Source organism: Amycolatopsis thermalba (assembly GCF_023376025.1).
GTDB lineage: Bacteria > Actinomycetota > Actinomycetes > Mycobacteriales > Pseudonocardiaceae > Amycolatopsis_E > Amycolatopsis_E thermalba.
Window position 1 is genome coordinate 1,174,151 of record NZ_CP091196.1, and the last position, 22,137, is coordinate 1,196,287.

Genomic DNA, 22,137 nt, shown 5'->3' on the forward strand with positions numbered 1-22,137 from the left:
CAAGCCAGGCCGGGCCCCACGCTTCGAGACAGGGGAACAGTGCAGTGGCACGCGACGTGCTGACCGACCTGAACAAGGTCCGCAACATCGGCATCATGGCTCACATCGACGCCGGTAAGACCACCACCACCGAGCGGATCCTGTTCTACACCGGGATCAACTACAAGATCGGCGAGGTGCACGACGGCGCCGCGACGATGGACTGGATGGAGGAGGAGCAGAAGCGGGGTATCACCATCACCTCGGCTGCCACCACCACCTTCTGGGCCGACCACCAGATCAACATCATCGACACCCCCGGCCACGTCGACTTCACCGTCGAGGTGGAGCGTTCGCTGCGGGTGCTCGACGGTGCCGTTGCCGTGTTCGACGGCAAGGAGGGTGTCGAGCCCCAGTCCGAGCAGGTCTGGCGCCAGGCCGACAAGTACGAGGTCCCGCGCATCTGCTTCGTCAACAAGATGGACAAGCTGGGCGCGGACTTCTACTTCACCGTGCGCACCATCGAGGAGCGCCTCGGCGCGCGCCCGCTGGTCATCCAGCTGCCGATCGGTGCCGAGAGCGACTTCCAGGGCGTCATCGACCTGGTCCGCATGAAGGCGCTGACCTGGCGGGGCGAGGTCAAGAAGGGCGAGGACTACGAGGTCGAGGACATCCCGGCCGACCTCGCCGACAAGGCCGCCGAGTACCGCGACAAGCTGATCGAGGCCGTCGCGGAGACCGACGACGCCCTGATGGAGAAGTACTTCGGCGGCGAGGAGCTGTCCGAGGCCGACATCAAGGCCGGCATCCGCAAGCTGACGGTCGCCCGCGAGGCGTACCCGGTGCTGTGCGGCTCCGCGTTCAAGAACAAGGGCGTGCAGCCCATGCTCGACGCGGTGATCGACTACCTGCCGTCGCCGCTGGACGTCCCCGCCGTCGAGGGCACCCTCACCGACGGTGAGACGGCGGCGTCCCGGAAGCCGTCGGTTGACGAGCCGTTCGCGGCACTGGCGTTCAAGATCGCCGCGCACCCGTTCTTCGGCAAGCTGACCTACGTCCGGGTGTACTCGGGCAAGGTCGCCGCCGGCGCCCAGGTCATCAACTCGACCAAGGAGCGCAAGGAGCGCATCGGGAAGCTCTTCCAGATGCACTCCAACAAGGAGAACCCGGTCGACGAGGCCCAGGCCGGCCACATCTACGCGGTCATCGGCCTGAAGGACACCACGACCGGTGACACCCTGTGCGACCCGCAGAACCCGATCGTTCTGGAGTCGATGACCTTCCCCGAGCCGGTCATCAAGGTGGCCATCGAGCCCAAGACGAAGGCCGACCAGGAGAAGCTGTCGACCGCGATCCAGAAGCTGGCCGAGGAGGACCCCACCTTCCAGGTCCAGCTGGACGAGGAGACCGGTCAGACGATCATCGCGGGCATGGGCGAGCTGCACCTCGAGGTGCTGGTCAACCGCATGAAGTCCGACTACAAGGTCGAGGCGAACATCGGTAAGCCGCAGGTCGCCTACCGCGAGACGATCCGCCGCACGGTCGAGAAGTACGAGTACACGCACAAGAAGCAGACCGGTGGTTCCGGCCAGTTCGCGCGCGTGATCATCAAGCTGGAGCCGCTGTCCACCGGTGACGGCGCCCTCTACGAGTTCGACAACAAGGTCACCGGTGGCCGCGTGCCGCGCGAGTACATCCCGTCGGTGGACGCCGGTGCCCAGGACGCCATGCAGTACGGTGTCCTCGCCGGTTACCCGCTGGTCGGGCTGAAGGTGACCCTGTTGGACGGCGCTTACCACGAGGTCGACTCGTCGGAAATGGCCTTCAAGATCGCCGGTTCGATGGCGCTCAAGGAGGCCGCGCGCCAGGCCAGCCCGGTTCTGCTGGAGCCGGTCATGGCCGTCGAGGTGACCACCCCCGAGGACTACATGGGTGACGTCATCGGCGACCTCAACTCTCGCCGTGGTCAGATCCAGGCCATGGACGAGCGGGCAGGCACCCGAGTCGTGAAGGCACTGGTTCCGCTGTCCGAGATGTTCGGGTACGTCGGCGACCTGCGGTCTCGTACCCAGGGTCGGGCGAACTACTCGATGACGTTCGACTCCTACGCCGAGGTTCCCTCGAACGTCGCGAAGGAGATCATCGCGAAGGCGACGGGGGAGTAAACCCCTCAGCACCCAACGCGGGCGCGCACAGGGGCCTCCCCTAGGGTCCGCACAACCGACCAGATCGATCGCCGTTCGGCTGCCACGCCGGCGGTGAAGCAAAGCAAGAGTCCAGGAGGACATTCCAGTGGCGAAGGCGAAGTTCGAGCGGAGCAAGCCGCACGTCAACATCGGGACCATCGGTCACGTCGACCACGGCAAGACCACGCTGACCGCGGCGATCACCAAGGTTCTGCACGACAAGTACCCGGAGCTCAACGAGTCCCGGGCGTTCGACCAGATCGACAACGCGCCGGAAGAGAAGCAGCGCGGTATCACGATCAACATCTCGCACGTCGAGTACCAGACCGAGAAGCGTCACTACGCCCACGTGGACGCCCCCGGTCACGCGGACTACATCAAGAACATGATCACCGGTGCCGCCCAGATGGACGGCGCGATCCTGGTGGTCGCCGCGACCGACGGCCCGATGCCGCAGACGCGTGAGCACGTGCTGCTCGCCCGCCAGGTCGGTGTGCCCTACATCGTCGTGGCGCTGAACAAGGCCGACATGGTCGACGACGAGGAGATCCTCGAGCTCGTCGAGCTGGAGGTCCGCGAGCTGCTGTCCTCGCAGGAGTTCCCCGGCGACGACGCCCCCGTGGTCAAGGTCTCCGGCCTCAAGGCCCTCGAGGGTGACCCGAAGTGGTCGGAGTCGGTCCTGGAGCTCATGCAGGCCGTCGACGACAACGTGCCGGACCCGGTGCGTGACCTCGACAAGCCGTTCCTGATGCCGATCGAGGACGTCTTCACCATCACCGGCCGCGGCACCGTCGTGACCGGTCGCGTGGAGCGCGGCCAGATCAACGTCAACGAAGAGGTCGAGATCGTGGGTATCCGCGAGAAGTCGACCAAGACCACCGTCACCGGTGTCGAGATGTTCCGCAAGCTGCTCGACTCGGGCCAGGCCGGTGACAACGTCGGTCTGCTGCTGCGTGGTATCAAGCGCGAGGACGTCGAGCGTGGCCAGGTCGTCGTGAAGCCCGGCACCACGACTCCGCACACGGAGTTCGAGGGCTCGGTCTACATCCTGTCCAAGGACGAGGGTGGCCGTCACACGCCGTTCTTCAACAACTACCGCCCGCAGTTCTACTTCCGTACGACCGACGTGACCGGCGTCGTGACCCTCCCCGAGGGCACCGAGATGGTCATGCCGGGTGACAACACCGAGATCAAGGTGCAGCTCATCCAGCCGGTCGCCATGGACGAGGGTCTGCGGTTCGCCATCCGCGAGGGTGGCCGGACCGTCGGCGCGGGCCAGGTCACCAAGATCATCAAGTGATTCCATCCGGCCCCGGAGTGCCTATAGCACCCCGGGGCCGGGTTGTGGAACCACGTGTGCGACACTAGTTGAGTTGCTCGTTGCGGGGCGGCCGATATCTGTTCAGAAATCGGCCGCCCCGGCACGAGTGGCCTTGGTCCGTGGGTATCCCAGGGGGAGACCGCGGGCGCGACAGATGGCCGGCACGGCCGTCTCGCGGTGAAGACCAACCGGCACGACGACGATCCTCTTGCGGGATCAGTCTGCGCAGCGGGCGCGACACGCCCGACCGCGTGGATCGGACGCGAGGGCGTTGACGTGCGGAAACCGGCGCGAAAGTGCCGGTAGAGATAGCGGCACAAGACGAAGGAACGAGCTGCGACCATGGCGGGACAGAAGATCCGCATCAGGCTCAAGGCCTACGACCACGAGGCGATCGATGCCAGCGCGCGCAAGATCGTCGAGACGGTGACGCGCACCGGCGCCTCGGTCGTCGGACCTGTGCCGCTGCCCACCGAGAAGAACGTTTACTGCGTCATCCGCTCGCCGCACAAGTACAAGGACTCGCGCGAGCACTTCGAGATGCGCACGCACAAGCGGCTGATCGACATCCTCGACCCGACGCCGAAGACGGTCGACGCGCTCATGCGCATCGACCTCCCGGCGAGCGTCGACGTCAACATCCAGTAAGCGTTGGGCGAGCGGCGGAGATAAGAGACTCATGTCTGACAGGCAAGTAAAGGGCATCCTGGGCACCAAGCTCGGCATGACCCAGGTCTTCGGCGAGGACAACCGGATCGTTCCGGTGACCGTCGTGCAGGCCGGGCCGAACGTGGTGACCCAGATCCGTACCCAGGACAACGACGGCTACCAGGCCGTGCAGCTGGCCTTCGGCGCCGTGGACCCGCGCAAGGTCAACAAGCCGGTGACCGGCCACTTCCAGAAGGCCGGCGTGACGCCGCGGCGGTACCTCGCCGAGCTGCGCACGACCGACGCCGAGACCTACGAGGTCGGCCAGGAGATCACCGCCGAGGTGTTCCCCGCGGGCTCCCGCGTCGACGTCACGGGCACCAGCAAGGGCAAGGGCTACGCCGGTGTCATGAAGCGCCACGGCTTCAAGGGCCAGGGCGCCAGCCACGGTAACCAGGCCAAGCACCGCGCCCCGGGCTCGATCGGTGGCTGCGCCACCCCGGGCCGCGTGTTCAAGGGCCTGCGGATGGCCGGCCGCATGGGTGGCGTCCGGGTCACGACCCAGGGCCTGACCGTCCACGACGTGCGCGCCGAAGAGGGCCTGCTGCTGATCAAGGGCGCCGTCCCCGGCCCCAAGGGCAGCCTCGTCTTCGTCAAGACCGCCGCGAAGGGTGGTGCGACCGAATGACCAGCGTCGAGCTGAAGACCCCGGCCGGCAGCGCCGAGGGCACCGTCGAGCTCCCCGCCGAGATCTTCGACGTGCAGGCCAACGTGCCGCTGATGCACCAGGTCGTGGTGGCCCAGCAGGCCGCCGCGCGCCAGGGCACGCACGACACGAAGACCCGCGGCGAGGTCTCCGGTGGCGGCAAGAAGCCGTACCGCCAGAAGGGCACCGGCCGCGCCCGCCAGGGTTCGACCCGCGCCCCGCAGTTCGCCGGCGGTGGCACCGTCCACGGCCCCACGCCGCGCGACTACAGCCAGCGCACCCCGAAGAAGATGAAGGCCGCCGCCCTGCGCGGTGCCCTCTCCGACCGGGCGCGCGCCGGCCAGGTGCACGTCATCACCGAGCTGGTGTCGGGCGAGAAGCCCAACACCAAGGAGGCGAAGAAGGCCCTCGCCGCCGTGACCCAGGCCAAGCGCCTGCTGGTCGTGCTGCACCGCGAGGACGAGCAGGGCTGGCTGTCCGCCCGCAACCTGCCGAACGTGCACCTGATCAACCCGGACCAGCTCAACACCTACGACGTGCTGGTCAACGACGACGTGGTGTTCACCAAGGCCGCGTACGACGCCTTCATCGCCGGTCCCGTCAAGGGCAAGGCGGCCAAGGCTTCCGCGCGGGCCAGCGAGGTTGAAGGGAGTGAAGCGCAGTGAGCAGCGTTGCCATCCCGGACCCTCGTGACATCGTGCTCGCGCCGGTGATCTCCGAGAAGTCCTACGGGCTCCTCGAGGACCACAAGTACACGTTCGAGGTCCGGCCGGACGCCAACAAGACGCAGATCAAGATCGCCGTCGAGCAGATCTTCGGCGTCAAGGTGGTCAGCGTGAACACGCTGAACCGGCAGGGCAAGCGCAAGCGGACCCGCTACGGCTTCGGTAAGCGCAAGAACGTCAAGCGCGCCGTCGTGACGCTGTCCGCCGAGAGCAAGCCGATCGAGATCTTCGGCGGACCCGCCGCGTAAGGGACGGAAGCTGTCATGGGTATTCGTAAGTACAAGCCGACGACTCCGGGCCGCCGTGGCTCGAGCGTGTCGGACTTCGCCGAGATCACCCGGTCGGAGCCGGAGAAGTCGCTGCTGCGCCCGCTGAGCAAGTCGGGCGGCCGCAACTCCTCGGGCAAGATCACCACCCGGCACAAGGGTGGCGGCCACAAGCGGGCCTACCGGGTCATCGACTTCCGGCGCAACGACAAGGACGGCATCCCGGCCAAGGTCGCGCACATCGAGTACGACCCCAACCGGTCCGCCCGCATCGCGCTGCTGCACTACGCCGACGGCGAGAAGCGCTACATCATCGCGCCGGACAAGCTCAAGCAGGGTGACACCGTCGAGGCCGGCCCGCGGGCCGACATCAAGCCGGGCAACAACTTGCCGCTGCGCAACATCCCGGTCGGCACCGTGGTGCACGCGATCGAGCTCCGCCCCGGTGGCGGCGCGAAGATCGCCCGCTCGGCCGGCGCCCGCGTGCAGCTGGTCGCCAAGGACGGCCCGTACGCCCAGCTGCGGATGCCCTCGGGCGAAATCCGCAACGTGGACGTGCGCAACCGCGCCACCGTCGGCGAGGTCGGCAACTCCGAGCACCAGAACATCAACTGGGGCAAGGCGGGCCGCAACCGCTGGCGCGGCAAGCGCCCGACCGTCCGTGGTGTCGTCATGAACCCGGTCGACCACCCGCACGGTGGTGGTGAGGGCAAGACCTCGGGTGGCCGCCACCCGGTCAACCCGAACGGCAAGCCGGAGGGCCGCACCCGCCGCCGCAAGCCGTCCGACGCACTGATCGTCCGCCGCCGGCGTACCGGCAAGAAGCGCTGAGCAGGGAGGTAAGACAACATGCCGCGCAGCCTGAAGAAGGGCCCGTTCGTGGACGACCACCTGCTCAAGAAGGTGGACGCGCTCAACGAGTCGGGCAAGAAGACCGTGATCAAGACCTGGTCCCGCCGGTCCACGATCATCCCGGACATGCTGGGCCACACCATCGCGGTGCACGACGGCCGCAAGCACGTGCCGGTGTTCGTCAGCGAGGCCATGGTCGGCCACAAGCTTGGCGAGTTCGCTCCGACGCGGACCTTCAAGGGTCACGTCAAGGATGACCGGAAGTCGCGCCGCCGCTGAGCGGGCACACGAGAGTTAGGGAAAGCAAGCGATGACAGCCCCAGAAACCGCTCCGGCCCAGGTGGCCGTGGCGCGGGCTCGCTTCGTCCGGGACTCGCCGACGAAGGTGCGCCGGGTGATCGAGCTGATCAAGGGTCTTAGCGCCGCCGAAGCCCTCGCCGTGCTCCGGTTCTCGCCGTACGCGGCGAGCCAGCCGGTGGCGAAGGTGCTCGCGAGCGCCGTGGCCAACGCCGAGAACAACCTCAACCTGGACCCGGACACGCTGTTCGTGAAGAACGCGTACGCCGACGAGGGGCCGACCCTCAAGCGCATCCAGCCGCGTGCCCAGGGCCGTGCGTACCGGATCCGGAAGCGGACCAGCCACATCACGGTCGAGGTGGAGTCGCGTCCGGAAGCGAAGAAGAGCGGTAAGAAGAAGGCAGGTGGCCGCTAGTGGGCCAGAAGATCAACCCGCACGGCTTCCGGCTGGGAATCACCACCGACTGGAAGTCGCGCTGGTACGCCGACAAGCAGTACGCGGAGTACGTGGCGGAGGACGTCAAGATCCGCAAGCTGCTCTCCACCGGCATGGAGCGCGCCGGCATCTCCAAGGTCGAGATCGAGCGCACCCGTGACCGCGTTCGGGTGGACATCCACACCGCGCGTCCGGGCATCGTGATCGGCCGCCGCGGCGCGGAGGCCGACCGGATCCGCGGCTCGCTGGAGAAGCTGACCGGCAAGCAGGTCCAGCTGAACATCCTCGAGGTCAAGAACCCCGAGGCGGACGCGCAGCTGGTCGCCCAGAGCGTCGCCGAGCAGCTGTCCAACCGCGTGGCGTTCCGCCGCGCGATGCGCAAGGCGATCCAGACGACCATGCGCTCGTCGCAGGTCAAGGGCATCCGCGTGCAGTGCAGCGGCCGTCTCGGCGGTGCCGAGATGTCGCGGTCGGAGCACTACCGCGACGGCCGGGTCCCGCTGCACACGCTGCGCGCGGACATCGACTACGGCTTCTTCGAGGCCCGCACCACCTTCGGCCGCATCGGCGTGAAGGTGTGGATCTACAAGGGCGACCTGGTCGGCGGCCTGAAGGCCAAGGCCGAGCGGGACGCCGCGGCCGCCAACGAGCGTCCGCGCCGGGAGCGTCCGTCGCGCCCGCGCCGGTCTGGCGCGCAGGGCACGACGCCGACCTCGACCGAAGCCGGCCGCGCCGCTGCCGCCGCGAAGGCCGACACGGATGTCGCGACCAGCGAGGCGCCCGCGCAGGGCTCGCCGGACGCGGCCGAGAAGACGGAGGGCTGAGGCGTGCTCGTCCCACGCAAGGTCAAGCACCGCAAGCAGCACTCGCCGAAGCGTTCCGGTGCCGCCAAGGGCGGTACGAAGGTCACCTTCGGTGAGTACGGCATCCAGGCGCTTGAGCACCACTACGTGACCAACCGGCAGATCGAGTCCGCTCGTATCGCCATCACCCGGCACATCAAGCGTGGCGGCAAGGTCTGGATCAACATCTTCCCGGACCGCCCGCTCACCAAGAAGCCGGCCGAAACCCGCATGGGTTCCGGTAAGGGTTCGCCCGAGTGGTGGGTCGCGAACGTCAAGCCGGGCCGCGTCATGTTCGAGCTGAGCTTCCCGAACGAGGCCCAGGCTCGTGAGGCGCTGCGCCGCGCGATCCACAAGCTGCCCATGAAGTGCCGCATCGTGACCCGTGAAGGTGGTGAGTTCTGATGGCGCAGGCAGGTGTCGCCGCCGCAGAGCTGCGTGAGCTCACCAACGAGGAGCTCGTGCTGCGCCTGAAGGAGGCCAAGGAGGAGCTGTTCAACCTCCGCTTCCAGATGGCCACCGGGCAGCTGGACAACAACCGCCGCCTCCGCACCGTCCGTGCCGACATCGCTCGGATCTACACGGTCATGCGGGAGCGCGAGCTCGGTCTGTCCGTTTCCCCCGACGCCGAGAATGAAGAAGGTGCTGCCTGATGAGTGAGCAGACCCCAGAGCTCGCCGCGCAGCCGGTCCAGAGTGCCGAAAGCGGTCGCAACTACCGGAAGGTCCGCGAGGGCTACGTCGTCTCGGACAAGATGGACAAGACGATCGTGGTCGAGCTCGAGGACCGCAAGAAGCACCGCCGCTACGGCAAGGTTCTCCGCTCCACCAGCAAGGTGAAGGCGCACGACGAGGAGAACACCGCCGGCATCGGTGACCGCGTGATCCTCATGGAGACCCGCCCGACCTCGGCCACCAAGCGGTGGCGGCTCGTGCGGATCGTGGAGAAGGCCAAGTAATCGGAGGCCCACTCGGGCCTCCTCCGTTCCGCCAGGCTCACCGCCGCGTGAGAACCGGCGCGACATACAGGAGTTGACGTGATCCAGCAGGAGTCGCGGCTGCGAGTCGCCGACAACACGGGTGCCAAGGAGATCCTCTGCATCCGCGTGCTCGGTGGCTCGGGACGGCGCTACGCGGGTATCGGCGACATCATCGTCGCCACCGTCAAGGACGCCATCCCGGCTGCCGGGGTGAAGAAGGGTGACGTGGTCAAGGCCGTCGTCGTCCGCACGACGAAGGAGCGGCGTCGCCCGGACGGCTCCTACATCAAGTTCGACGAGAACGCCGCCGTGCTCATCAAGAACGACAACGAGCCGCGCGGCACCCGCATCTTCGGCCCGGTCGGCCGTGAGCTGCGTGACCGCAAGTTCATGAAGATCATCTCGCTGGCGCCGGAGGTGCTCTGATGAAGGTGAAGAAGGGCGACACGGTCGTCGTCATCGCCGGCAAGGACAAGGGCGCCAAGGGCAAGGTCATCAAGGCCTACCCGGAGCGCCAGCGGGTGCTGGTCGAGGGCGTGAACCGGATCAAGAAGCACACCCGGATCTCGCAGACCCAGCGCGGCGCGCAGTCCGGCGGCATCGTGACCCAGGAGGCCCCGATCCACGTGTCGAACGTGATGGTCGTGGACTCCGACGGCAAGCCGACCCGCGTGGGCTACCGCATCGGCGAGGACGGCAAGAAGGTTCGCATCTCGCGCCGGACCGGTAAGGACATCTGATGACGACCGCAGAGAAGATCGTGCCGCGGTTGAAGACGCGGTACCGCGAAGAGATCAAGGGCGAGCTCCGCAGCGAGTTCGGCTACGAGAACGTCCACCAGATCCCGGGCGTGGTCAAGGTCGTCGTCAACATGGGTGTCGGCGACGCCGCGCGGGACAGCAAGCTGATCGACGGTGCGATCCGCGACCTCGCGGCCATCACCGGTCAGAAGCCCGAGGTGCGCCGGGCGCGCAAGTCCATCGCGCAGTTCAAGCTGCGCGAGGGCCAGCCGATCGGTGCGCGCGTGACCCTGCGCGGCGACCGCATGTGGGAGTTCCTGGACCGGCTGCTGACGATCGCGCTGCCGCGTATCCGTGACTTCCGCGGGCTGTCGGCCAAGCAGTTCGACGGCAACGGCAACTACACCTTCGGTCTCAACGAGCAGTCGATGTTCCACGAGATCGACCCCGACTCCATCGACCGCCCACGCGGCATGGACGTCACCGTTGTCACCACCGCTACCACCGACGACGAGGGCCGCGCGCTGCTCCGCAAGCTCGGCTTCCCGTTCAAGGAGAACTGATGGCCAAGAAGGCTCTGATCGCCAAGGCGGCCCGCAAGCCGAAGTTCAAGGTGCGTGCCTACACGCGCTGCAACAAGTGCGGCCGGCCCCACTCGGTGTTCCGCAAGTTCGGACTGTGCCGGGTTTGCCTGCGCGAGATGGCGCACGCGGGCGAACTCCCCGGTGTGTCCAAGTCCAGCTGGTAGGAACGACAGAAGCTCCCACTTCGCCACAGGCCCTCTGAGCAGGGGGAACCAGGCGAGAAAGGTTGAAGGTCACCATGACGATGACCGACCCCATCGCAGACTTCCTGACACGTCTGCGCAACGCCAACTCGGCGTATCACGACGAGGTCGTGGTGCCGCACTCGAAGCTCAAGGCGAACATCGCCGAGATCCTGAAGCGCGAGGGTTACATCTCGGGCTACCGGGACGAGCCGGGTGAGAAGCACAAGAACCTCATCGTGGAACTGAAGTACGGCCGCAACCGCGAGCGCAGCATCGCCGGTCTGCGCCGCGTGTCCAAGCCGGGTCTGCGGGTGTACGCCAAGTCGACCGAGCTGCCGAGCGTGCTGGGCGGGCTGGGCATCGCGATCATCTCGACGTCGGGCGGCCTTCAGACCGACCGGCAGGCCAAGCGCAACGGTGTGGGCGGGGAAGTCCTCGCCTACGTCTGGTAACGGAAGGGAGAGCAGGCATGTCGCGCATCGGTAAGCAGCCGATCACCGTCCCTTCCGGGGTCGAGGTGACCATCGACGGCCAGAACATCTCGGTGAAGGGTCCCAAGGGCACCCTTTCCCACACTGTCGCCGAGCCGATCACGGTCGAGCGCGGTGAGGACGGTGCGCTGCTGGTCAAGCGCCCGGACGACGAGCGGGAGAGCCGTGCCCTGCACGGTCTGACCCGCACGCTGGTCAACAACCTGGTCGTGGGTGTGACCGAGGGTTACGAGAAGAAGCTCGAGATCCACGGTGTCGGTTACCGCGTCCAGGCCAAGGGCAGCAACCTCGAATTCGCCCTCGGCTACAGCCACCCCGTGCTGATCGAGGCGCCGGAAGGCATCACCTTCAAGGTCGAGACCCCGACCCGGTTCTCCGTGTCCGGCATCGACAAGCAGAAGGTCGGCCAGATCGCCGCGGTGATCCGCCGGCTCCGCCGTCCGGACCCGTACAAGGGCAAGGGGCTGCGCTACGAGGGTGAGCGCATCCGTCGCAAGGTCGGAAAGACGGGTAAGTGATCATGAGCGAAACGGCAACGAAGAAGCGGAAGCCGGTCGGCAAGGACATCTCGACCCGGCGCCGCGTCGCGAAGGCGCGCCGTCACTTCCGGCTTCGCAAGAAGGTCGGCGGGACCGCTCAGCGGCCCCGGCTGGTCATCCACCGGTCCTCGCGGCACATCACGGTCCAGGTGATCGACGACGTGGCCGGGCACACCCTGGCGTCGGCGTCGAGCCTCGAGGCCGACGTGCGTGCGCTCGAGGGCGACAAGAAGGCCAAGGCCGCCAAGGTCGGCGAGCTCGTGGCCGCCCGCGCCAAGGGTGCGGGCATCTCCAGCGTCGTGTTCGACCGCGGTGGCAACCGCTACCACGGCCGCATCGCCGCGCTGGCCGACGCCGCTCGCGAGGCGGGGTTGGAGTTCTGAGAACCATGCACATGCTCGCGAATGGAAGGAAAGCCTGATGCCGGGACGTACACGGCAGGGCGGTGGACAGGGCGGTCCGGGCGGCAACGACCGCGACCGTCGTGACCGCCGCGACCGCCGCGACGGTGGCCGTGGCGGGGCCGGCCAGGAGAAGACCCCGCACCTCGAGCGCGTCGTCGCGATCAACCGCGTCGCCAAGGTCGTGAAGGGTGGTCGTCGCTTCAGCTTCACCGCCCTGGTGGTCGTCGGTGACGGCGACGGTCAGGTCGGCGTCGGCTACGGCAAGGCCAAGGAAGTTCCCGCGGCCATCGCCAAGGGCGTCGAGGAAGCGAAGAAGAACTTCTTCCGCGTGCCCCGGATCGCCGGCACCATCCCGCACCCGATCCAGGGTGAGGAGGCCGCCGGTGTGGTCCTGCTCCGTCCGGCCAGCGCCGGTACCGGTGTCATCGCCGGTGGCCCGGTGCGTGCGGTGCTGGAGTGCGCGGGCGTGCACGACGTGCTGTCGAAGTCGCTGGGCTCCGACAACGCGATCAACATCGTGCACGCGACCGTGGCGGCCCTGAAGGGTCTCCAGCGTCCGGAGGAGGTGGCGGCCCGTCGCGGTCTGCCGCTCGAGGACGTCGCCCCGGCCCGGATGCTGCGTCAGCGCGCGGGACAGGGGGTCTGACATGGCTCAGCTCAAGGTGACCCAGGTCCGGAGCAAGATCGGCACCAAGCAGAACCACCGGGACACGCTGCGGACCCTCGGGCTGCGCAAGATCCGGCAGTCCGTGGTGCGCGAGGACACTCCGGAGGTCCGCGGTCTGATCCACACCGTCCGCCACCTCGTGACTGTTGAGGAGGTCAAGGCATGACGGCCATCAAGATCCACCACCTGCGCCCGGCCCCGGGCGCCAAGCGCGAGAAGATCCGCGTCGGTCGTGGTGAGGGTTCGAAGGGCAAGACCGCCGGTCGCGGTACGAAGGGCACCAAGGCCCGGAAGAACGTGCCCGCCGGGTTCGAGGGTGGGCAGATGCCCATCCACATGCGGCTGCCGAAGCTGCGTGGGTTCAAGAACCGCTTCCGCACCGAGTACCAGCCGGTGAACGTCGGCGACATCGCCCGGGTCTTCCCGGACGGTGGCGACGTCACCAAGGAGCAGCTGGTGGAGCGCGGTCTGGTTCGCAAGAACCAGCTCGTCAAGGTCCTCGGCAACGGCGACCTGAACGGCGTGAAGCTGAACGTCACCGCCGACAAGTTCTCCTCGTCCGCGAAGGAGAAGCTCGAGGCGGCGGGCGGCTCGGCCACCGAGCTCTGACGCTTTGACGCGGGACGGCCCGCCGGTCTTCGAACCGGCGGGCCGTTCCTTTTTCCGGCCCTGGGTGCCACGATCGGGTGATGTCGTTTCCCGGGGTTCCGCCGGGCCGTCGTCCCGGCTGGCACGGCGGTCGGATCGTGGGCGCCGTGCTGGCGCTGCTGGCCGCCGCGGCCGCCGTGACGGGCTCGTTCCTGGCGCTGTTCCTGGGCGAGCTGCTCTTCCAGGGCGAGGCGCAGCTGAAGCTGACGGTGACCGGTTGGGACCTGTCGGCGGAGGCGGTCGAGCCCGGGATCCCGACGAACACCTTCGGCAGCCCGGTCCGCAACGGCTACCTGCTGGCGGCCGCCGGGTTGCTGCTGCTCGTCGCGGCCGTGCTGGGCCTCGCCGCGGCCCGCCGGACCGCGTCGCCGGGCCGCAAGCTCGCCGCGGCACTGGCGACGGCGATCGGAGCGGCCTTCCTGCTGGCGACGACCGCGGGGATAGTGCTGCAGGGAGTCAGCCTGCACGAGAGTTTCCGCCCAACAGGCGCCGCCGAGGGCGACGGCGATTTCACGACGGGGGACAGCTTCGGGCTCGGCTTCTGGCTGGTGGCCGGGGCGACCCTGGCGGCGATCGTGGCCGCGGTACTGGCCACGACCCGCGGCCGGCGCGCCCCGGACCCGACCACGCCGCGCTACGGGGTCCCCGCGCCGCCCGGCTACCAGCCCGGACCCCAGTTCCCGGCGCCGACAAGACACTGGCCCAAGGGCGAGCCCTACCCGGGCGGCCACGGCATGCCGCCACACGCCGGCTTCGCCCCCGGACCCCCGCAGGCTCCACAGCCGCCGGGTCAGCCGGACCTGGGCCGCCCGCCCGGAGGGCAGGCAGCTACGGGGCAGCCGGACCAGGGCTGGTCGCCCACGGCGCAGCCGGGCCCCGGCGCGGACACTTCGCCGGAGGAGTCACCACGGCCCGAGCAGCGACCCGGAGCCGACCGGCCGCAGCTGTAGCCCGCACCGGAGCGGCCAGGTAACCACGGCCGCCACCGCGATGGCGGTGCCCACATGGCCGGCCAGCGGACCGCCGCCAGTCGAGGGCCGGGCGGTCCCGCAGCGGATCGCGGGCGTCTCGCCGGGAGAGCCGCCGCGTGCGGCAGGTCGCCAGGGGAGCCGCCGGGAGGCGGCTCGGGTGAGGCGCTTCGCAGCGGGAGGCGGCGCGGGCGCGGCACTTCCCCGGCCTGCCGCCGTGGTCCGAGCAGCCGCCCCGGGGCCCCGCCGGGACAGCCGGACCGCGGCTGGGCACTGCCTCACCAGCCGCCGCGCTCCGAACAGCCGCTCAGCGCGCACCGCCCAGCGCGACCGGTCGCCCACCGCGCACCAGTCGCCCACGCGGACTGGGCGCCCGGCGCGGACCGGCCGGTCATCGCGCACCGGCCACCCACCGCGCACCGCCCACCCAGCGCGCACCGGCCACCCAGCGCACCGGTCGCCCACCACGCACCGGCCACCCAGCGCGCACCGGCCGCCCACCGCCCCACCGACCGCGCAGCGCGCAACAGCCGCCCAGCCCACAACCACTCCCGAACCAGCCGCCCCACCTACCGTCACCCCATGACCTGGTTGCTCGTCTTCCTCGGTGCCGCCATGCTCATCGCCCTCACGCCGGGGGCCAACAACCTTCTCGGGCTGCACCACGGGATTCAGCACGGCCTTCCGCGGGCGCTCGCGGGGCTGCTCGGGCGCCTGGCCGCCTTCACCCTCATGATCGGCGCCGTCGCGGGTGGGCTGGGGCAGCTGCTCGCCGCCTCCGAGCCGGCGCTCACCGTCATCAAGTGGGCCGGCGTGGCCTACCTCGTCTGGCTCGCGGTCCGCCTCCTGCGCGCCAAACCCCAGCCCGCGCAGACCCCGCCGCCGGGACCTGTGCTGCGCAAGGAGTTCCTCGTCGCCATCACCAACCCCAAGGCGATCCTCATCTTCACCGCCTTCGTGCCGCAGTTCGTCGACCCCGCGCACGGCTCGCCCACCGCCCAGATCGCCGTCCTCGGCGCCGTCTACCTGCTCGCCGAGTTCCTCGCCGGCACCGCCTACGCCGCGGTCGGCGCCGCGCTCAAGGCTGTCCGCCTGAGCGCCCGCGCCCGCCGCAACATGGACCGCGGCACCGGAGTCGTCCTGCTCGGCATGGCCGGCACGCTGGCCGCCTCCGGCTCATAACACGGCCTACCTCACAGCCCTCCAACCCCCGGCTGTTAGAGTCGGGCGACGCGCTTCGGGGACCCATCTGCCCCGGAGCGCTGCTGGCTTGCCAGCGACATGGTGTTCCTGCCGGCCAGCGTGCCGGCCAAGCCGATCGCCGGTGACACCCACCGGCGACGCCGAGGAGGTCCCCCGCGTGCTCAGCGCCTTTCGCTCGGCTCTCGCCACGCCGGACCTGCGCAAGAAGATCCTGTTCACGCTGTTGATCGTGGCCGTGTACCGGATCGGTGCGGTCACTCCGGCGCCCGGGATCTCCTATCCCAATGTGCAGGCATGCCAGGCAGGTGCCGACCAGTCCGGCATCTACTCCCTGCTGAACCTGTTCAGCGGCGGGGCGCTCCTGCAGTTGTCGATCTTCTCGACCGGCATCATGCCGTACATCACGGCCAGCATCATCGTCCAGCTGCTCACCGTCGTCATCCCGCGGTTCGAGGAGCTGAAGAAGGAAGGCCAGGCCGGCCAGAGCAAGCTGACGCAGTACACCCGGTACCTGACGATCGCGCTGGCGATCCTGCAGGCGACCGGTGTGGTGGCGCTGGCCGACCGCGGCCAGCTGTTCCCGGACTGCGCGCAGTCGATCATCCCGGACAACAGCATCTTCTCGCTGGCGCTGATCGTCATCACGATGACGGCGGGCACCGCGGTCATGATGTGGCTGGGCGAGCTCATCACCGAGCGCGGCGTCGGCAACGGCATGTCCGTCCTGATCTTCCTGAACATCGCGGCCCGCATCCCGGCCGAGGGCATGAACATCCTGAACAACCAGGGCGGTCTCGTCTTCGCGCTGGTGTGCCTCTTCGGCCTGGTGATCATCGCCAGCGTCATCTTCGTCGAGCAGGGCCAGCGCCGGATCCCGGTGCAGTACGCCAAGCGGATGATCGGCCGCCGGATGTACGGCGGCACGTCGACCTACCTGCCGATCAAGGTGAACCAGGCCGGTGTCATCCCGGTCATCTTCGCTTCGTCGCTGCTCTACCTGCCGGACCTGATCAGCCGTCTGTTCGGTGACCCGACCAGCGGCTCGGGCTGGCAGGCGTTCCTGCAGACCTACGTGGTCAACCAGTCCAGCTGGGTGCACATCCTGCTGTACTTCGCGCTGATCATCTTCTTCACGTACTTCTACATCACCATCACCTTCAACGTGGATGAGCGCGCGGAGGAGATGAAGAAGTTCGGCGGCTTCATCCCGGGCATCCGCCCGGGCCGGCCGACCGCCGAGTACCTGAGCTTCGTGCTGGGCCGGATCACCTTCCCCGGCTCGCTCTACCTCGGCATCATCGCGATCCTCCCGAACTTCTTCCTGTCCATCACGCAGGAGGGCAACAACCAGAACTTCCCGTTCGGCGGCACCGCTGTGCTGATCATGGTCGGCGTCGGCCTCGACACGGTGAAGCAGATCGAAAGCCAGCTGATGCAGCGGAATTACGAAGGGTTCTTGCGATGACGCGCCTGGTTCTTGTCGGCCCGCCCGGAGCAGGAAAGGGAACTCAGGCGGTAGCGCTGTCGCAGCGGCTCTCCATCCCGCACATCTCCACCGGTGACCTCTTCCGCGCTCACGTGGCGGAGCAGACGCCGCTGGGCGAGGAGGCGAAGCGTTACCTCGACTCGGGCGAGCTGGTCCCGGACAGCGTCACCAACGAGATGGTCCGCGAGCGCCTGGCCGAGTCCGACACCAAGGCCGGCTTCCTGCTGGACGGGTTCCCGCGCAACACCAAGCAGGCCGAGGTCCTCGGCGAGATGCTGGCCGAGTCGGACAGCGCCCTCGACGCCGTCATCCAGCTCGACGTGCCGGAGGACGTCCTGGTCGCGCGTCTGCTGGGCCGCGGCCGCACGGACGACACCGAAGAGGTCATCCGCCGCAGGCAGCAGGTCTACCAGTCGGAGACCGCGCCGCTGCTGGACTACTACCGCGACATCCTGGTGAAGGTGGACGGCGTCGGCGAGGTCGACGAGGTGTCCTCGCGGATCGTGAACGCACTCGACGACCGCGCGTGAACCTGGTGCCTTCCGTGCTCCGCCGCCACCGCGGCATCGAGATCAAGACGCCCGGCGAGCTGGACGCGATGCGGGCAGCCGGCATCGTGGTGGCCCGCACCCTCGCGGCGGTCGCCGAGGCCGCCCGGCCCGGCGTCAGCACCGGTGACCTCGACGAGATCGCCGAGCAGACGATCCGGGCCGCCGGTGCGGTGCCCTCGTTCAAGGGCTACCACGGCTTCCCGGCCTCGATCTGCGCGTCGGTGAACGAGCAGGTCGTCCACGGCATCCCGGCGAAGACGACCGTGCTGGCCGAGGGCGACCTGCTGTCCGTGGACTGCGGCGCGATCCTCGACGGCTGGCACGGCGACTCCGCCGTCACCCTGGCCATCGGCACGGTCTCGGCCGCCGACCAGGCGCTGTCGGCCGCCACCCGCGCCGCGATGCTCGCCGGCATCGAGGCCGCGGTGCCCGGCGCCCGGCTCACCGACATCTCGCACGCCGTGCAGTCCTCGGCCGAGACCTCCGCGGCGGCCGACGGCATCGACTACGGCCAGATCGTCGAGTACGGCGGGCATGGCATCGGCACCGAGATGCACATGGAGCCGTTCCTGCCCAACGTCGGCAAGCCCGGCAAGGGGCCGAAGCTCAAGCCCGGTATGGCGCTGGCCATCGAGCCGATGCTGACCGGCGGCAGCGCCGAGACCGTCGAGCTGGAGGACGGCTGGACCGTGGTGACCGCGGACGGCTCGCGCGCCGCCCACTGGGAGCACACGGTCGCCGTCACGGAGGACGGTCCGCGCGTCCTGACCCTCCCCGAAGGCTCCTGACCTGCGGTTTCGCCCCTTCGGGGGCGATCAGGGGTATCGTCGGAGTGACGTTGCCTACCACACATCACCCCGCCTCGCGAGGTGCGACACAGGCTGCGTACACTATCTAGTCGGCGTACCCATCACGCCGGTTCCAACGTGCTCGTCAATGCTCGGGTCCTTGGGGTCGGTGCGGCGTGTCCGCCGAACGCAAGAGTTGCCCATTTCGGTGCTCTACCCAGTCACGAAACGCGGAGGACATGGCTAAGAAAGACGGGGCCATCGAGGTCGAAGGTCGGGTCATCGAGCCACTCCCCAACGCGATGTTCCGAGTCGAGTTGGAGAACGGTCACAAGGTCCTGGCACACATCAGCGGCAAGATGCGGCAGCACTACATCCGCATCCTCCCGGAGGACCGGGTTGTCGTGGAGCTGTCGCCGTACGACCTGTCTCGCGGGCGGATCGTCTACCGCTACAAGTGACACGGTGAGCAACGCATAAGGAAGCAGGAGACGTGAAGGTCCAGCCGAGCGTCAAGAAGATCTGCGACAAGTGCAAGGTGATCCGCCGCCACGGCCGGATCATGGTGATCTGCGAGAACCTGCGGCACAAGCAGCGGCAGGGCTGATCACCGCTCGCACCACGCAGAGCGGACGGACAGCTGAATACCCTCCCCGCACCTGCCGGGTCGCGCGAGCGGCCCAGCCGACCCCCGGACTCCAGGCCGGGGCCGGGACACCGGACACGCAAGTGCTCCGGACGACATGCGAGTCGGTCCCGGAACCGGGCGGGGAGCACACCTGGAGCGATGAACACTAGAAGGAGCATCAAGCGCCATGGCACGACTCGCCGGCGTAGACCTCCCCCGCGAGAAGCGGTTGGAGATCGCGCTGACCTACATCTACGGCATCGGTCGTACCCGCTCGAAGGAGCTCATCGCCGCGACGTCGCTGAACCCGGACACCCGGGTGCGCGACCTGTCCGACGACGACCTCGTCAAGCTGCGGGACTACATCGAAGAGAACTTCAAGGTCGAGGGTGACCTCCGCCGCGAGGTGCAGGCCGACATCCGTCGCAAGATCGAGATCGGCTGCTACGAGGGCCTGCGGTGGCGCCGCGGTCTGCCCGTCCGCGGTCAGCGGACCAAGACCAACGCCCGCACCCGCAAGGGTCCGAAGAAGACGGTCGCCGGCAAGAAGAAGGCTGGCAAGAAGTGAGCGTCCAGGGCAAGAAGGTCGTGCGGATCGGCGCCGGGCAGATGCGTCGCCGCAACAATTCGTGCGTCTCGCCGAAGGCCCTGTACGCCCGCCCGATGGCGCTTCGCCAGCTCTACACCGACGCCGGCTCGCTGATCCGGCGTGGCCAGCAGGAGGCCCGCGAGGCCGCCGCTGCCGCCGCTCAGACCGAAAACTCGCGCTAGGCAGGAGAAACCACCCAACATGCCACCCAAGGCTCGCGCCGGGGCCAAGAAGGTCCGGCGGAAGGAAAAGAAGAACGTGGCCCACGGCCACGCCCACATCAAGAGCACGTTCAACAACACCATCGTGTCGATCACCGACCCGAACGGTGCCGTGATCTCGTGGGCCTCGTCCGGCCACGTCGGCTTCAAGGGCTCCCGCAAGTCCACCCCGTTCGCCGCGCAGATGGCGGCCGAGAACGCGGCCCGCAAGGCCGCCGAGCACGGGATGAAGAAGGTCGACGTGTTCGTCAAGGGCCCGGGTTCCGGCCGGGAGACGGCGATCCGTTCGCTGCAGGCCGCCGGTCTCGAGGTCGGCACCATCCAGGACGTGACCCCGCAGCCTCACAACGGCTGCCGCCCGCCCAAGCGGCGCCGGGTCTGAGGAACGGGGAGGAGTAACAACACATGGCTCGCTACACCGGCCCCGCGACTCGCATCTCGCGGCGCCTCAAGGTTGACCTCGTCGGCGGCGACCAGGCTTTCGAGCGCCGCCCGTACCCGCCCGGCCAGCACGGCCGCGGCCGCATCAAGGAGAGCGAGTACCTGCTTCAGCTCCAGGAGAAGCAGAAGGCTCGCTACACCTACGGTGTCCTGGAGCGGCAGTTCAGCCGCTACTACAAGGAGGCCGCGCGGCGCCCCGGCAAGACCGGTGAGAACCTGCTGCAGATCCTCGAGTCGCGCCTGGACAACGTCGTGTACCGCGCCGGCCTGGCCCGGACCCGCCGCCAGGCGCGTCAGCTGGTCGCGCACGGTCACTTCACCGTCAACGGCGTGAAGGTGACGATCCCCAGCTACCAGGTCGAGAAGTTCGACATCATCGACGTGCGGCCGAAGTCGCTCCAGATGCTGCCCTTCGTGGCCGCCAAGGAGTCCTTCGGCGACCGGCCGATCCCCGGCTGGCTGCAGGTCGTGCAGTCCAACCTGCGCATCCTGGTGCACCAGCTCCCCGAGCGGGCGCAGATCGACGTTCCCGTCCAGGAACAGCTGATCGTCGAGTACTACTCGAAGTGATCGGCAGCGGCGGCGCGCACCCGCGCGCCGCCGCTTCGCCATCCCTTTCGGCGTCATATGGCGGGCGCCGGCAGGAAAGGAAGAGAAGAAAGTGCTGATTTCCCAGCGACCGGCCCTCGGCGAGGAGCCGATCAACGAGACCCGGTCCCGGTTCACCATCGAGCCGCTGGAGCCCGGCTTCGGGTACACCCTCGGCAACTCGCTGCGGCGCACGCTGCTGTCGTCCATCCCGGGCGCGGCGGTCACCAGCATCCGCATCGACGGGGTGCTGCACGAGTTCACCACGGTCCCCGGGGTGAAGGAAGACGTCACCGACATCATCCTGAACCTCAAGGAACTGGTCGTGTCCTCCGAGGAGGACGAGCCCGTCACCATGTACCTGCGCAAGCAGGGCCCGGGTGAGGTCACCGCGGCCGACATCGTGCCGCCGGCCGGCGTCACCGTGCACAACCAGGATCTGCACATCGCCTCGCTGAACGGCAAGGGCAAGCTGGAGATCGAACTGGTCGTCGAGCGCGGTCGTGGTTACGTGCCTGCCCAGCAGAACAAGCAGGCGGGTGCCGAGATCGGCCGGATCCCGGTCGACTCGATCTACTCGCCGGTGCTGAAGGTCACCTACAAGGTCGAGGCGACCCGTGTCGAGCAGCGCACCGACTTCGACAAGCTGATCCTGGACGTCGAGACCAAGCCGTCGATCACCCCGCGGGACGCCGTCGCTTCCGCCGGCAAGACGCTGGTCGAGCTGTTCGGCCTGGCCCGGGAGCTCAACGTCGACGCCGAGGGCATCGAGATCGGCCCGTCGCCGCAGGAGGCGGACACCATCGCCGCCTACGCGATGCCGATCGAGGACCTGGACCTGACGGTCCGGTCGTACAACTGCCTCAAGCGCGAGGGCATCCACACGGTCGGCGAACTGGTCTCGCGCAGCGAGGCCGACCTGCTCGACATCCGCAACTTCGGCGCGAAGTCGATCGACGAGGTCAAGATGAAGCTCGTCGGTCTCGGCCTCTCGCTGAAGGACAGCCCGCCCGGGTTCGACCCGACCGCGGCTGCCGCGTCCTACGAGGGCGGCGAGAGCTGGTCCGCCGAGGGTGTCGGCGGTCTGTCGGACAACGGCCACGACGACGGCCAGGACTACGCAGAGACGGAGCAGCTGTAAGGACGGCAGCCCGCCCCGCCGGATGAGCGTGCGGGGCG

Annotated in this window: 35 protein-coding genes; all 35 read left to right on the forward strand. The window is 68.4% G+C overall.

Annotated elements, in window-relative coordinates; all coding sequences use genetic code 11:
• The first annotated feature begins 44 nt into the window (after positions 1-44).
• Positions 45-2,144 carry an elongation factor G gene (fusA, locus tag L1857_RS05760; RefSeq protein ID WP_094003897.1) on the forward strand — a complete coding sequence of 700 codons (2,100 nt, stop codon included), beginning with the start codon at positions 45-47 and terminating at the stop codon, positions 2,142-2,144.
• A 127-nt stretch (positions 2,145-2,271) separates the two neighbouring features.
• A complete protein-coding gene (tuf, locus tag L1857_RS05765) occupies positions 2,272-3,465 on the forward strand; it encodes an elongation factor Tu (RefSeq protein ID WP_094003898.1) in 1,194 nt (397 codons plus the stop codon).
• 363 nt (positions 3,466-3,828) lie between these two features.
• Positions 3,829-4,134: a 30S ribosomal protein S10 gene (rpsJ, locus tag L1857_RS05770; RefSeq protein WP_003883485.1), complete on the forward strand. Its 306-nt coding sequence runs from the start codon at positions 3,829-3,831 to the stop codon at positions 4,132-4,134.
• Positions 4,135-4,165: 31 nt separating this feature from the next.
• Positions 4,166-4,822: a 50S ribosomal protein L3 gene (gene rplC, locus L1857_RS05775; RefSeq protein ID WP_094003899.1), complete on the forward strand. Its 657-nt coding sequence runs from the start codon at positions 4,166-4,168 to the stop codon at positions 4,820-4,822.
• Positions 4,819-5,505, forward strand: a complete 687-nt coding sequence (gene rplD / locus L1857_RS05780; protein WP_094003900.1) for a 50S ribosomal protein L4 — start codon at positions 4,819-4,821, stop codon at positions 5,503-5,505. The genes rplC and rplD overlap by 4 nt, the downstream gene beginning before the upstream one ends.
• Positions 5,502-5,813, forward strand: a complete 312-nt coding sequence (rplW, locus tag L1857_RS05785; protein WP_017986607.1) for a 50S ribosomal protein L23 — start codon at positions 5,502-5,504, stop codon at positions 5,811-5,813. The genes rplD and rplW overlap by 4 nt, the downstream gene beginning before the upstream one ends.
• A 15-nt stretch (positions 5,814-5,828) precedes the next feature.
• Positions 5,829-6,662, forward strand: a complete 834-nt coding sequence (rplB, locus tag L1857_RS05790) for a 50S ribosomal protein L2 (protein ID WP_094003901.1) — start codon at positions 5,829-5,831, stop codon at positions 6,660-6,662.
• Positions 6,663-6,680: 18 nt separating this feature from the next.
• A complete protein-coding gene (rpsS, locus tag L1857_RS05795; protein WP_017986609.1) occupies positions 6,681-6,962 on the forward strand; it encodes a 30S ribosomal protein S19 in 282 nt (93 codons plus the stop codon).
• A gap of 31 nt (positions 6,963-6,993) precedes the next feature.
• Positions 6,994-7,395: a 50S ribosomal protein L22 gene (gene rplV / locus L1857_RS05800; RefSeq protein ID WP_026153758.1), complete on the forward strand. Its 402-nt coding sequence runs from the start codon at positions 6,994-6,996 to the stop codon at positions 7,393-7,395.
• Complete coding sequence (rpsC, locus tag L1857_RS05805; protein ID WP_017986611.1) at positions 7,395-8,240, forward strand: 30S ribosomal protein S3; 846 nt, start codon at positions 7,395-7,397, stop codon at positions 8,238-8,240. The genes rplV and rpsC overlap by 1 nt, the downstream gene beginning before the upstream one ends.
• 3 nt (positions 8,241-8,243) lie before the next feature.
• Positions 8,244-8,663 (forward strand): 50S ribosomal protein L16, encoded by a 420-nt coding sequence (gene rplP, locus L1857_RS05810; RefSeq protein WP_094003902.1) that lies wholly within the window; start codon positions 8,244-8,246, stop codon positions 8,661-8,663.
• Positions 8,663-8,911: a 50S ribosomal protein L29 gene (gene rpmC, locus L1857_RS05815; protein ID WP_017986613.1), complete on the forward strand. Its 249-nt coding sequence runs from the start codon at positions 8,663-8,665 to the stop codon at positions 8,909-8,911. Before rplP ends, rpmC begins: the two co-directional genes overlap by 1 nt.
• On the forward strand, positions 8,911-9,216 hold the full coding sequence (gene rpsQ, locus L1857_RS05820; RefSeq protein WP_020417563.1) for a 30S ribosomal protein S17: 306 nt from the start codon (positions 8,911-8,913) through the stop codon (positions 9,214-9,216). The genes rpmC and rpsQ overlap by 1 nt, the downstream gene beginning before the upstream one ends.
• Before the next feature lie 78 nt (positions 9,217-9,294).
• A complete protein-coding gene (gene rplN, locus L1857_RS05825) occupies positions 9,295-9,663 on the forward strand; it encodes a 50S ribosomal protein L14 (RefSeq protein WP_017986615.1) in 369 nt (122 codons plus the stop codon).
• Complete coding sequence (gene rplX, locus L1857_RS05830) at positions 9,663-9,977, forward strand: 50S ribosomal protein L24 (protein ID WP_017986616.1); 315 nt, start codon at positions 9,663-9,665, stop codon at positions 9,975-9,977. Before rplN ends, rplX begins: the two co-directional genes overlap by 1 nt.
• Positions 9,977-10,540, forward strand: a complete 564-nt coding sequence (gene rplE / locus L1857_RS05835) for a 50S ribosomal protein L5 (RefSeq protein WP_017986617.1) — start codon at positions 9,977-9,979, stop codon at positions 10,538-10,540. The genes rplX and rplE overlap by 1 nt, the downstream gene beginning before the upstream one ends.
• On the forward strand, positions 10,540-10,725 hold the full coding sequence (locus tag L1857_RS05840) for a type Z 30S ribosomal protein S14 (RefSeq protein WP_017986618.1): 186 nt from the start codon (positions 10,540-10,542) through the stop codon (positions 10,723-10,725). The genes rplE and L1857_RS05840 overlap by 1 nt, the downstream gene beginning before the upstream one ends.
• 74 nt (positions 10,726-10,799) lie before the next feature.
• Positions 10,800-11,198: a 30S ribosomal protein S8 gene (rpsH, locus tag L1857_RS05845; protein ID WP_020417564.1), complete on the forward strand. Its 399-nt coding sequence runs from the start codon at positions 10,800-10,802 to the stop codon at positions 11,196-11,198.
• Between the two features lie 17 nt (positions 11,199-11,215).
• Complete coding sequence (gene rplF / locus L1857_RS05850) at positions 11,216-11,755, forward strand: 50S ribosomal protein L6 (RefSeq protein ID WP_017986620.1); 540 nt, start codon at positions 11,216-11,218, stop codon at positions 11,753-11,755.
• A 2-nt stretch (positions 11,756-11,757) separates the two neighbouring features.
• Positions 11,758-12,159 carry a 50S ribosomal protein L18 gene (gene rplR, locus L1857_RS05855; RefSeq protein WP_094003916.1) on the forward strand — a complete coding sequence of 134 codons (402 nt, stop codon included), beginning with the start codon at positions 11,758-11,760 and terminating at the stop codon, positions 12,157-12,159.
• 37 nt (positions 12,160-12,196) lie between these two features.
• Positions 12,197-12,826: a 30S ribosomal protein S5 gene (gene rpsE / locus L1857_RS05860; protein ID WP_094003903.1), complete on the forward strand. Its 630-nt coding sequence runs from the start codon at positions 12,197-12,199 to the stop codon at positions 12,824-12,826.
• A 1-nt stretch (position 12,827) separates the two neighbouring features.
• Positions 12,828-13,013 (forward strand): 50S ribosomal protein L30, encoded by a 186-nt coding sequence (rpmD, locus tag L1857_RS05865; RefSeq protein WP_094003904.1) that lies wholly within the window; start codon positions 12,828-12,830, stop codon positions 13,011-13,013.
• The gene (gene rplO, locus L1857_RS05870) at positions 13,010-13,456 is read left to right on the forward strand and encodes a 50S ribosomal protein L15 (protein WP_094003905.1); all 447 of its coding nucleotides are present in this window, start codon (positions 13,010-13,012) and stop codon (positions 13,454-13,456) included. The genes rpmD and rplO overlap by 4 nt, the downstream gene beginning before the upstream one ends.
• Before the next feature lie 80 nt (positions 13,457-13,536).
• Positions 13,537-14,445 carry a chromosomal replication initiator protein DnaA gene (locus tag L1857_RS05875; protein ID WP_162831028.1) on the forward strand — a complete coding sequence of 303 codons (909 nt, stop codon included), beginning with the start codon at positions 13,537-13,539 and terminating at the stop codon, positions 14,443-14,445.
• A gap of 600 nt (positions 14,446-15,045) precedes the next feature.
• Positions 15,046-15,645 (forward strand): LysE family translocator, encoded by a 600-nt coding sequence (locus L1857_RS05880; protein ID WP_116110453.1) that lies wholly within the window; start codon positions 15,046-15,048, stop codon positions 15,643-15,645.
• Positions 15,646-15,823: 178 nt separating this feature from the next.
• Positions 15,824-17,131 (forward strand): preprotein translocase subunit SecY, encoded by a 1,308-nt coding sequence (secY, locus tag L1857_RS05885; RefSeq protein ID WP_094003917.1) that lies wholly within the window; start codon positions 15,824-15,826, stop codon positions 17,129-17,131.
• Positions 17,128-17,682 carry an adenylate kinase gene (locus L1857_RS05890; RefSeq protein ID WP_094003908.1) on the forward strand — a complete coding sequence of 185 codons (555 nt, stop codon included), beginning with the start codon at positions 17,128-17,130 and terminating at the stop codon, positions 17,680-17,682. Before secY ends, L1857_RS05890 begins: the two co-directional genes overlap by 4 nt.
• Positions 17,679-18,491, forward strand: coding sequence for a type I methionyl aminopeptidase (gene map / locus L1857_RS05895; RefSeq protein ID WP_116110452.1), 813 nt, complete (start codon positions 17,679-17,681; stop codon positions 18,489-18,491). Before L1857_RS05890 ends, map begins: the two co-directional genes overlap by 4 nt.
• Before the next feature lie 239 nt (positions 18,492-18,730).
• The gene (infA, locus tag L1857_RS05900) at positions 18,731-18,952 is read left to right on the forward strand and encodes a translation initiation factor IF-1 (RefSeq protein WP_005443304.1); all 222 of its coding nucleotides are present in this window, start codon (positions 18,731-18,733) and stop codon (positions 18,950-18,952) included.
• 32 nt (positions 18,953-18,984) lie between these two features.
• Positions 18,985-19,098, forward strand: coding sequence for a 50S ribosomal protein L36 (gene rpmJ, locus L1857_RS05905; RefSeq protein WP_004558882.1), 114 nt, complete (start codon positions 18,985-18,987; stop codon positions 19,096-19,098).
• A 208-nt stretch (positions 19,099-19,306) separates the two neighbouring features.
• A complete protein-coding gene (rpsM, locus tag L1857_RS05910; RefSeq protein ID WP_094003910.1) occupies positions 19,307-19,687 on the forward strand; it encodes a 30S ribosomal protein S13 in 381 nt (126 codons plus the stop codon).
• A complete protein-coding gene (locus L1857_RS05915; protein WP_094003911.1) occupies positions 19,684-19,890 on the forward strand; it encodes a hypothetical protein in 207 nt (68 codons plus the stop codon). The genes rpsM and L1857_RS05915 overlap by 4 nt, the downstream gene beginning before the upstream one ends.
• Before the next feature lie 19 nt (positions 19,891-19,909).
• Positions 19,910-20,311, forward strand: a complete 402-nt coding sequence (rpsK, locus tag L1857_RS05920) for a 30S ribosomal protein S11 (RefSeq protein WP_017986633.1) — start codon at positions 19,910-19,912, stop codon at positions 20,309-20,311.
• 23 nt (positions 20,312-20,334) lie between these two features.
• Entirely contained in the window at positions 20,335-20,940 is a 606-nt protein-coding gene (gene rpsD, locus L1857_RS05925) for a 30S ribosomal protein S4 (protein ID WP_094003912.1), read from the forward strand.
• A 91-nt stretch (positions 20,941-21,031) separates the two neighbouring features.
• Positions 21,032-22,099, forward strand: a complete 1,068-nt coding sequence (locus tag L1857_RS05930) for a DNA-directed RNA polymerase subunit alpha (protein WP_017986635.1) — start codon at positions 21,032-21,034, stop codon at positions 22,097-22,099.
• Positions 22,100-22,137: the final 38 nt, after the last annotated feature.

Coding starts and splice junctions, on each gene's coding strand:
- rpsJ (WP_003883485.1), top strand. CDS start 3,829: ATGGCGGGACAGAAGATCCGCATCAGGCTCAAGGCCTACGACCACGAG.
- rplC (WP_094003899.1), top strand. CDS start 4,166: ATGTCTGACAGGCAAGTAAAGGGCATCCTGGGCACCAAGCTCGGCATG.
- rplD (WP_094003900.1), top strand. CDS start 4,819: ATGACCAGCGTCGAGCTGAAGACCCCGGCCGGCAGCGCCGAGGGCACC.
- rplB (WP_094003901.1), top strand. CDS start 5,829: ATGGGTATTCGTAAGTACAAGCCGACGACTCCGGGCCGCCGTGGCTCG.
- rpsS (WP_017986609.1), top strand. CDS start 6,681: ATGCCGCGCAGCCTGAAGAAGGGCCCGTTCGTGGACGACCACCTGCTC.
- rplV (WP_026153758.1), top strand. CDS start 6,994: ATGACAGCCCCAGAAACCGCTCCGGCCCAGGTGGCCGTGGCGCGGGCT.
- rpmC (WP_017986613.1), top strand. CDS start 8,663: ATGGCGCAGGCAGGTGTCGCCGCCGCAGAGCTGCGTGAGCTCACCAAC.
- rpsQ (WP_020417563.1), top strand. CDS start 8,911: ATGAGTGAGCAGACCCCAGAGCTCGCCGCGCAGCCGGTCCAGAGTGCC.
- rplX (WP_017986616.1), top strand. CDS start 9,663: ATGAAGGTGAAGAAGGGCGACACGGTCGTCGTCATCGCCGGCAAGGAC.
- rplE (WP_017986617.1), top strand. CDS start 9,977: ATGACGACCGCAGAGAAGATCGTGCCGCGGTTGAAGACGCGGTACCGC.
- L1857_RS05840 (WP_017986618.1), top strand. CDS start 10,540: ATGGCCAAGAAGGCTCTGATCGCCAAGGCGGCCCGCAAGCCGAAGTTC.
- rpsH (WP_020417564.1), top strand. CDS start 10,800: ATGACGATGACCGACCCCATCGCAGACTTCCTGACACGTCTGCGCAAC.
- rplF (WP_017986620.1), top strand. CDS start 11,216: ATGTCGCGCATCGGTAAGCAGCCGATCACCGTCCCTTCCGGGGTCGAG.
- rplR (WP_094003916.1), top strand. CDS start 11,758: ATGAGCGAAACGGCAACGAAGAAGCGGAAGCCGGTCGGCAAGGACATC.
- rpsE (WP_094003903.1), top strand. CDS start 12,197: ATGCCGGGACGTACACGGCAGGGCGGTGGACAGGGCGGTCCGGGCGGC.
- rpmD (WP_094003904.1), top strand. CDS start 12,828: ATGGCTCAGCTCAAGGTGACCCAGGTCCGGAGCAAGATCGGCACCAAG.
- rplO (WP_094003905.1), top strand. CDS start 13,010: ATGACGGCCATCAAGATCCACCACCTGCGCCCGGCCCCGGGCGCCAAG.
- L1857_RS05875 (WP_162831028.1), top strand. CDS start 13,537: ATGTCGTTTCCCGGGGTTCCGCCGGGCCGTCGTCCCGGCTGGCACGGC.
- L1857_RS05880 (WP_116110453.1), top strand. CDS start 15,046: ATGACCTGGTTGCTCGTCTTCCTCGGTGCCGCCATGCTCATCGCCCTC.
- L1857_RS05890 (WP_094003908.1), top strand. CDS start 17,128: ATGACGCGCCTGGTTCTTGTCGGCCCGCCCGGAGCAGGAAAGGGAACT.
- infA (WP_005443304.1), top strand. CDS start 18,731: ATGGCTAAGAAAGACGGGGCCATCGAGGTCGAAGGTCGGGTCATCGAG.
- rpsM (WP_094003910.1), top strand. CDS start 19,307: ATGGCACGACTCGCCGGCGTAGACCTCCCCCGCGAGAAGCGGTTGGAG.
- rpsK (WP_017986633.1), top strand. CDS start 19,910: ATGCCACCCAAGGCTCGCGCCGGGGCCAAGAAGGTCCGGCGGAAGGAA.
- rpsD (WP_094003912.1), top strand. CDS start 20,335: ATGGCTCGCTACACCGGCCCCGCGACTCGCATCTCGCGGCGCCTCAAG.